Genomic DNA, 8,429 nt, shown 5'->3' with positions numbered 1-8,429 from the left:
TGTGCAAGCCACTCTCTACAAAAGAGAAGGCCACGAGGACTTATTCGCACCTTCCCTAATACGTTGATGGATGATAAAAAATGAATAATAAAATCACACTGACGGCCATCAGTTTTCTGGCCAACTTTATCATGGCGGGTTTCGCCTCTCAGTTCGGTATGTTGATAGAGCCGATTGCCACCCGCTTCGGGGCCGATGTCAACGATGTGGCTTCTATCTTCTCACTGCTGAACGGCGGCGCCCTGGCGGGGACTGTTGTGGCCTTTTTGTTGATTGAAAAGGTCGGTATCAAGCCGATGACACTGCTGAGCTATGCCGTCATCTTCCTGTCGGCGCTGGCACTGCATTTTGGCTCTTCGCTGACAGTGGTCATGGTGGCCATGACGCTGGTGGGCCTGTGCGGCGGCATCGGCCTGTGTATCGCCGGTACTCTGGTGGTGTCCCTGTGGCAAGAGCGAATCCAGTCCACCATGTTGGTGGTGCAGGATGCCACCTTTAACGTGGCCGGGGTGGTGTTTCCGCTGATCACCACTTATGCGCTGACACACTCACTGGCCTGGAGTTACAGCTATCTGGCGGTAGGCCTGGTGGCCTTGCTGACCCTGGCACTGGCGGCCTTCACCTCATTCAGCCGGGTGCAGGGCCAGGGTGAACAGGCGCAGTCCGCTCAGCGTTCCGAATGGAACTTCGGCATTATCAGCGGCGGTCTGGGACTGTTTCTGGGCATGTTGGCGCTCTATACCTTCCTCACCTGGGCGCCTATGTTTGTGAAACAGAAGTTTGAGATCCCGTTTGAAGAGGCGGGCAATATCATCACCCAGTACTGGTCGGCGGCGTTGGTGGGCGCCTTGATCTCAACCCTGATAGTGACCCGGATGCAGATCCGCCACTTCCTGTTGATGATCATCTCGTTGGCACTGCTGCTCACCAGTTGGATTGTCAGCAGTGGCGATCTGGAAACCCTGGGATACCTGACCTATGGCTACGGCTTTGTCTGCGCCGCGCTGTATAACGCCTTTATCGCCTATGGGGTTTCCTTTGTGAAACAAGCCAGTAGCCGCAATGTGTCCTTCATTTTGATCAGCGGCAGTGCCGGTGCCATGTTCAGCCCGGCGATCAGCTCGATGGCGGAAAAGATAGTGGGCTTGCAGACCGTCATGTACGCCATTCCTGTGCTCTATGGGGTGATCTTGCTGATGCTGCTGGTGTCCAATTTTGGCTTTAAGCGTCAGGCCGAGGCGGCTTTGGCCTGAGCCACTTCTCAATCAATAGATAGGGGAGCTAAAGCTCCCCTTGCTCGACCAAAGCCTGCAGCGCCTTGAGATCCATAATCTCCAGCTTGCCCTTGCTGCGCCGAACCAACCCGGCATCTTCCAGAGATTGTATCGCCCGGCGGTAGACTCTGGCGGTAGTGCCGAACCGCTCGGCCTCCAGATAGCCCTTGTTGAACCCAGATACCGGCAGATCGTCCAGCTGTTGGTGGTAGAGGTCGTAGGCAATGTTGTAGCTGATGGGGTAGAGCATTCGCCGGGTGAAGATGTCCACTGTGTCCTGATAATCTATGGCGATGGCACTGGCGAAAAACAGCGCCAGCCTGGGGTGCTCACCCAGGGCTTGTTGCAGCTTGTCGGCGGGAATAATGCCGCAGGTCAGGGTGGTTTCTGCCAGAATATCCAACTGACAGGGATACTGGGTGAAAAACTCCATTTCACCGAATAGCTGCGAGTCGCATTTCAGGGTGCCAAGTTGAAAGTTGCGGCCGTTGCGGGCGCTGTAGCTCATGGCGATTTTGCCACTGGGCACCAGTACCAGTTGATTCAGCTTTTGCCCCTGTTGCATCAAGGCCTCTCCCGGCGCAAAGCGGCGCTGCTCGCTGACGCAGCTGAGCAATACCCGCTCCACCAGAGGGTAGTCTGATTGCCACTCCTGGGAGTATCTGCCTTGGGTAAGAGGTTTGAGCTGCATCTTGGGGTCGCAAACTGTGGCTTGGTGGGTTTGATTATCCTGCCAATAGCGCAGATGGCAAGCAAGGATTGGTTACGGTAGCGGTTTCAGGATTGACCTTTGTCGTCAATCATGGAACCCTATCGGCATTCTTGGGCCATACAGAGCAAAGTGCAGCATGGGGTTTTCACTCGGTGTTAACCGCTTTTCCCTCAAAGACAGGGCGCTGGTGTCATTGATCATCAGTCTGCTGGTGATCCTGCTCTGTTTTGGTCAGCAGCTTTCGCTGTTTGGTTCCTGCCTGCTCAAGGCCCAGCATCAGCTGACGCAACTCGGCGTTGATACTGCGCCGACTCACGCCAATGATGCGGGCAAGGCGCAGCTCAATGAAGAGCCCTGCCATCTGTCTTCCCATATGCTGAATCTGCAACCTGTGGTACTGCAACTGGGACTCACGGCCCTGTTGCTGTTTCTGCTGTTGCTCAACTGGCTCGGCAGTACCCGGCCTTTCAGTGTTTATCTCTCCCATCCCATAGTCTCCAAACGAAGGCGACACTCAGTGTTGTGCGTGTATCTGGAATGAAAACATCCTGAACTTTTGCCGGTTAACACCGGGTTCTGATGTTTTATTTTGGAGCTAATTTCATGTATTTAAAAAGAATATGGCATGCCTTCGCGGTATGTCTGATGCTGCTCAGCCAAGTTGCATTGGCAGAGCCGCTGAGCAGTGGCTGGCTCAAGCACCCGGATCATCCTCCGGTTAAGGTGCAACTGACGCTGGCCGATGTCGATGCCGGCCAAGTCGGTGAGCTCAACGCCTTGCTGGATGTGGCCCTGAGCGGCGACTGGAAAACCTACTGGCGCGCGCCGGGGGAAGGCGGGATCCCGCCGACCCTGGACTGGTCTGCCTCGGAGAATATTGCCGCGGTCGACTGGCACTGGCCCTTGCCGCAGCGCTATGTGTTGCAGGGCATAGAAACTCTGGGTTACAAGGGCGATACCTTGTTTCCACTGACTATTCGCCTCAAGGATCCCGGGCAGCCGTTTCGGCTCAAGGGCACCCTGACCCTGTCTTCCTGCACCAATGTCTGTGTGTTGACCGATTACCCTGTGGAGCTGAGCGGTCAGGCCGCCGGGCTTAAGGCCGATGACGGCTTTTTGCACCAGTGGGGCGAGGCGATGGCCAAGGTGCCACAGGGCAATGGCGGCGCGGTATTGCAGTCGATTGTCTGGGATGAAAAACAGCAGTTGCTGCAACTGGCTATAGAAGCCGCAAGCCCCTGGCAACAGGCAGATCTGTTTCTGTTCGGCGAGGATGAGACAGTCAGTGAGCTGATCTTCTCCCGGCCGCAGATCCAGATAGATGGCAAACGGCTGACCGCCACTTTCGGGGTCAAACATTGGCTGGGAACGCCAGAGCTGGAGGGCAAGCCGCTGCTGATCCATCTGGCCGACACACACCTTTCGGCAGAACTGAGCGGTGCCATCGCCACAGGCCATGTTGCCAAGCCGCAGCCAAGCCTGCCGCTGTGGAGCCTGTTTTTGATGGCGCTGGCCGGTGGCCTTATTCTCAACATCATGCCTTGCGTATTGCCTGTGCTGGGCATGAAGGTGCACGGGGTCATGATGAGCAGCCAGGGCAGTCGCAGTCAGGTTCGCGGCCATTTTATGGCTTCGGCGCTGGGTATTTTACTGTCCTTCTGGTTGATTGCCGCCGGTCTTAGCTTGCTGAAGTTGTCCGGTCAGTCGCTGGGCTGGGGGATACAGTTCCAGCAGCCCTGGTTTATCGGCTTTATGGTGCTGCTGACCTGGGGCTTCGGCCTCAACCTGCTGGGGGTGTTTGAAATCAACCTGCCTTCCAAGTGGCAGACCCGCCTGGCCGGAGCCGGTGATGATTCGCGCCTTGGTCATATGCTGCAGGGGATGCTGGCCACGCTGCTGGCTACGCCGTGTACCGCGCCGTTTCTTGGTACTGCGGTGGCCTTCGCCCTCGGCGCCGACTATCCCATGCTGTTTGCCCTTTTCAGCGCCATGGGGCTGGGGATGGCCTTGCCCTGGTTGATGTTGGCGTTGTGGCCGGCGTTGGCGCAGCGTTTACCCAAGCCCGGGCGCTGGATGAACTGGGTCAAGCCTGTGTTCGCGCTGATGATGTTGGCAACCTGTCTATGGCTGCTGAGTCTGCTGCAAAGCTTCTTCTCTGTTGCTGTCATCTTGGGGCTGGGCGCCTTGATGTTGTTGCTGACACTGGGACTGCTGGGCAAGCGTTACGGCACTCAGGTAATGGTGTATGCCATTGGCGGCAGTTTTCTGGTTGCCAGCTTGGCGCTGGGGGTTGGTTATCTGACCCGGGATGCCTGGGTCAGCCCTTTGCCTTCGGATCACCATTGGCAACCGCTGAATTTGGTGCAGCTTAAACAGGCGGTCGATGAGGGCAAGACAGTGTTTGTCGATGTCACGGCCGACTGGTGCATTACCTGTCAGGCCAACAAGGTGGGGGTGCTGCTGCAAAACCCTGTCTATGATGCCCTCGGCGATGACAGAGTGCTGCTGATGCGCGGTGACTGGACCAAGCCCAGTGAAGAAATTACCGCCTATCTCAAGGCCAATGGCCGCTTTGGGGTACCTTTCAATCAGGTCTATGGCCCGGGAACCCCCGCCGGTAAGCCATTACCGGTAATCCTCAGCAGTGATGGAGTATTGGCGGCCTTGGCCGAAGCGGAGAGCAGACAATGACCCAGGAAAATAAACCGGCCCACAAGGGGCTTAAATGGCTCAAGACCCTGCTTGGCTATGGGCTATTCATTCTGGTGGTGAGTGTTGCCCTCGATGCCTTTCGCAGCCGCGAGATGCCGGAAACCCTGCCGCTGCAAACGGTTCAGAGCCTGGCCGGCAGTCAGCTGGATATTGCCGCCATGAGTATGGAGCGCCCGGTCATCCTGTACTACTGGGCCAGCTGGTGTGGCGTCTGCCCCTTGGTGTCCGGCACTGTAGATGGTTTCAGTGACAGCGAGCAGGTGGTGACTGTGGCGCTGCAATCGGGCAATAACACCCAGGTCAAGCGGTACCTGCAAAACAAGGGTTACGGCTTTGAGGTGGTCAATGACCCCAGCGGCGCCTTGGCGCGCTCCCTTGGAGTGTCGGCGACACCGACGCTATTGTTTATCTATCAGGGCGAAATCCGCAGTAGCACCACAGGAGTCACAAGTTGGCCGGGGATCTGGCTGCGACTCTGGCTGACAAAAATGAATTTAATTTGAGGAATAACAAGATGAAGTATTGGATAGTATTGAGTGCCTGGCTGCTGGCGGCCAGCGGCAGTTTACAGGCGGCAGAGCAGAAGTTGAGCCAACAAGAGGAACAGCAACTGGGGCAGATCCGCAGCATTTTGGTCAAGCATCCGGAGATCATTCCCGGCGTGCTCGGCAGCATAGAGTCTTATGTGGAGCAGCGACAGTTGCAGCAGCAAGCGCTGGCCAAGCACAAGGACTGGCTGTTCAACAACCCGCAGATGCCGACCATGGGCAGCAGCAAGCCTGAGTTGCAACTGGTGGTGTTTACCGACTACAACTGCCCCTACTGTAAGCGGATGGAACTGGAATTTGCCAAGCTTTTAAAGGAGTTCCCAAACTTACAGGTGGTCAATGTGTTTGTACCATTGAGGCAGATAAAGGCCCAGGGCACTGAGCTTTCTTCCGGCGCCTTTGCCCTCGAGGTTTGGCAGCAGGATCGCAAGGATTTCCCCCGGGTACATGAACTCTTGATGGCCAAGAATGGCATGCACACAGGGAACTCACTGCAGCAGGTCGCCAAGGCCACGGGCACAGAACAATACCTCAAGCCCAGCTCGAGCGCCGACGAGTTGATGCATACCAATGTGAGAGTCTTCTCTGAACTGGGCTTTGGAGGCACGCCGACACTGCTCATAGGTGATGAAGTGATCCCCGGCTATATCGACTATGCCACCCTCAAGGCCGTGGTACAGCAGGTGCTGGAGCGCCAAGGGTAATTGGCTTGCGGCCGTTATCGCCTTTCTGGGATAATTGGCCGTCGCCGGGGCGAGCGCCCCGGCTTTCCCCGCACAGATGATTAAGAGTCGAGATGAAACACGTAAGCCTGCAGCTGACCGAAGACGGGTCACATACTCTATTTAATGCCGAGCTCAATGAGACCTACCACTCCCACAAGGGGGCGTTGGCCGAATCCCGTTATGTGTTTATCCACGCCGGGCTCGAGCAGGTGTTGCAGGACTTTGACCATCTGGCGATTCTGGAAGTGGGCTTTGGCACCGGGCTCAATGCCCTCATGACCCTGGGTAAGGTGCTGGAGCTGACAAAGGCGCGTCAGCAGAGTGGCTTGGCGCCGCTGCCGGTGCGCTATGTCACCATAGAGCCTTATCCCTTGTCCGCTGAGCTGATTGAAGGGCTGAACTACAAGGGCATGCTGCCCGGCTGGTATGCGCCGCTGTTCGATGCCTTGCACGCCGCCCCCTGGGATCAGGATGTGGAAGTCATGCCGGGTTTTGTGTTGCGTAAGGTCAAGGGCAAACTGGAGCAGCTCGAGTGGCAGGGCGAACCCTTCAACTTGGTGTATTACGATGCCTTCGCCCCCAGCAAGCAGCCGGATGTATGGGCGCTGGATAACTTCAAAAAGTGCTATGGGTTGCTGGAGCAGGGCGGCTTATTGGTGTCTTACTGCGCCAATGGCCAGTTCAAGCGAGATCTCAAGGCCGCCGGTTTTCAGGTTAAAGCTTACCCGGGAGCCCTGGGCAAGCGCGAGATGACCCGCGCCTGGAAGTTAGACCCGCTTTAAGCTGCGACGCAGGCCGGGCAAGGCCTCCAACGAGCACAGCAGCAGCCCGGCCCAGATGAGGGAGAAACTCACCAGTTTCACCTCGTCAAACACCTCACCAAAGATGACTACCGCCAGCAAAAATTGCAGGCTGGGCTCAATGTATTGCAGCAAACCCACCATGGACAGACTCGTGTATCTCAGCGCCAGGCTGAATAGGATCAGCGGCGCCAGCGTCACGGGCGCCGAGCCGATATAGAGCATAATGCCTTCGCTGCCGCCAGCCAGTGCGGCGCTTTGCTCTGTGGCCAGCAGATAACAGAGGTAGCCCAAAGCAAAGGGAGTCAGCAGCAGTGCTTCCAGGGTAACCGAGGTGAAGGAGTCAAAGCGGATAAACTTTTTCAGCAGCCCGTAGAGGGCAAAAAAGCTGCCCATCACCAGAGACAACCAGGGCAGGCTGCCGCATTGATATACCTGCCAGCCAATACCGGCAATGGCCAGCACCACGGCGGCCAGTTGCGCCTTACTCAGCTTGTCGCCGAGGAACAGCACCCCCAGAGCGATGGCAAACAGAGGGTTGATAAAGAATCCCTGGCTGGCCGCCAGCACCTGACCATGGGTCAGGGCCCAGGTGAAGCTGACCCAGGAGATACACATAATAAGCCCGGCGGCAAAGCACAGCAGCAATGAGCGTTTATCGCGCCACAGCGCGCCAAAGGCTGGTAATGGTCGTCTCAACAGGACAAAGACCAGCAGCATAAAGGGCACTGACCAGATGACCCTGAAGGCCAGCAATTCGAAGATGGCCGCATCCGGCAGCAATTGATAGTAGAGGGGTAATATTCCCCAAAGCACGAAAGAGAAGGCCGCCAGAGCGTTTCCCTTGAGAGAGCTGGACATGATTGTCACCGAAACAACACAATACTCGGATATGGCGGCTATTCTGGCATGGCCCTTATAAAAGGGAAGTGAATTAACTCACTGTTTAAAAAATCTTTTCATTCTGTTTAAACCAGTGACGGCGCTGGAGCTGCATTTCCAGTAACTCAGCATCAGAAGCGGGAAAATTATTTGTTTTCGTTTCCGCCAGCTGGCCTCGGGCCACTATCTCAAACCCCAGTGCCTGATAACAGCGGCGGGCCGCGAGATTGTCATGGAACACAGCTAGGCTTAGATGCGTAACCTTGGGATCGGCAAAGGCGCGCTCTATACCCTGACGCATTAACTCCCGCCCCAGCCCCTTGCCTCTATGCTTGGGGGAGCAGATCACCCGGCATAGCCGGATCTCATCGGGTTTTCTGGCCAGCAGTTCCAGATAGCCCAGCAGCGAGTCGCTGTCCAGGCTAGCTTGGTCACTGTCTTCGACTCTTGTCAGCGCCAAAGGGGTGAGGTTTGCCTGGGCTTGATGCTGCTGCAGCTTTGATGGTGACAGCGGCCAACCCAGCCCTGGGCCTGCCCAGCGCAGACAAGCCTCTGCCGACTCTATCCAGGAGAGTAACAAACCGGCCCATTGTGGCTGAAAGGGTTGCAATATGCAGTCGGACATTGCGCGTTTCCTCCTTTGAGTTCAACTTGCCAAGTTAACCCAGGGATGGGGGAGGTGCCAGAACTGTTGGCACCAGAAAGGGGTTGTGCAGCTGGCGCTGCGGTTATCAGGGCTTTGAGCTAAAAGTATCTAAGCCAGTATTGCCTGAGCT

Annotated in this window: 9 protein-coding genes; 6 read left to right on the top strand and 3 right to left on the bottom strand. The window is 56.5% G+C overall.

The window, feature by feature from the left end; translation table 11 throughout:
* The first annotated feature begins 80 nt into the window (after window positions 1-80).
* Window positions 81-1,253, top strand: a complete 1,173-nt coding sequence (gene tsgA, locus ON072_RS19110; protein ID WP_261753304.1) for an MFS transporter TsgA — start codon at window positions 81-83, stop codon at window positions 1,251-1,253.
* A 28-nt stretch (window positions 1,254-1,281) separates the two neighbouring features.
* On the opposite strand, the gene ON072_RS19105 is transcribed toward tsgA, so the two are convergent.
* Window positions 1,282-1,965 (bottom strand): Crp/Fnr family transcriptional regulator, encoded by a 684-nt coding sequence (locus ON072_RS19105; RefSeq protein ID WP_261753305.1) that lies wholly within the window; start codon window positions 1,963-1,965, stop codon window positions 1,282-1,284.
* A gap of 157 nt (window positions 1,966-2,122) precedes the next feature.
* Between ON072_RS19105 and ON072_RS19100 the strand changes: the two genes are divergently transcribed.
* From ON072_RS19100 to mnmD, 5 genes are all read left to right on the top strand, one after another.
* Entirely contained in the window at window positions 2,123-2,527 is a 405-nt protein-coding gene (locus tag ON072_RS19100) for a hypothetical protein (RefSeq protein WP_261753306.1), read from the top strand.
* A 104-nt stretch (window positions 2,528-2,631) separates the two neighbouring features.
* Window positions 2,632-4,677, top strand: a complete 2,046-nt coding sequence (locus ON072_RS19095; RefSeq protein WP_261753307.1) for a protein-disulfide reductase DsbD family protein — start codon at window positions 2,632-2,634, stop codon at window positions 4,675-4,677.
* On the top strand, window positions 4,674-5,201 hold the full coding sequence (locus tag ON072_RS19090) for a protein disulfide oxidoreductase (protein ID WP_071237383.1): 528 nt from the start codon (window positions 4,674-4,676) through the stop codon (window positions 5,199-5,201). Before ON072_RS19095 ends, ON072_RS19090 begins: the two co-directional genes overlap by 4 nt.
* 11 nt (window positions 5,202-5,212) lie before the next feature.
* Window positions 5,213-5,950: a DsbA family protein gene (locus ON072_RS19085; RefSeq protein WP_071237382.1), complete on the top strand. Its 738-nt coding sequence runs from the start codon at window positions 5,213-5,215 to the stop codon at window positions 5,948-5,950.
* A 92-nt stretch (window positions 5,951-6,042) separates the two neighbouring features.
* Entirely contained in the window at window positions 6,043-6,753 is a 711-nt protein-coding gene (mnmD, locus tag ON072_RS19080) for a tRNA (5-methylaminomethyl-2-thiouridine)(34)-methyltransferase MnmD (protein ID WP_062794010.1), read from the top strand.
* On the opposite strand, the gene rarD is transcribed toward mnmD, so the two are convergent.
* Complete coding sequence (gene rarD / locus ON072_RS19075; protein WP_261753308.1) at window positions 6,739-7,632, bottom strand: EamA family transporter RarD; 894 nt, start codon at window positions 7,630-7,632, stop codon at window positions 6,739-6,741. The two genes, mnmD and rarD, sit on opposite strands and share 15 nt — an antisense overlap.
* 85 nt (window positions 7,633-7,717) lie before the next feature.
* Window positions 7,718-8,278 carry a GNAT family N-acetyltransferase gene (locus ON072_RS19070; protein ID WP_025011752.1) on the bottom strand — a complete coding sequence of 187 codons (561 nt, stop codon included), beginning with the start codon at window positions 8,276-8,278 and terminating at the stop codon, window positions 7,718-7,720.
* Window positions 8,279-8,429: the final 151 nt, after the last annotated feature.

This window comes from Shewanella sp. K8 (assembly GCF_028823715.1).
Classification (GTDB): domain Bacteria; phylum Pseudomonadota; class Gammaproteobacteria; order Enterobacterales; family Shewanellaceae; genus Shewanella; species Shewanella algae.
Note: the sequence above shows the minus strand (reverse complement) of the source record. Positions and strands in the feature narration are given on the sequence as shown.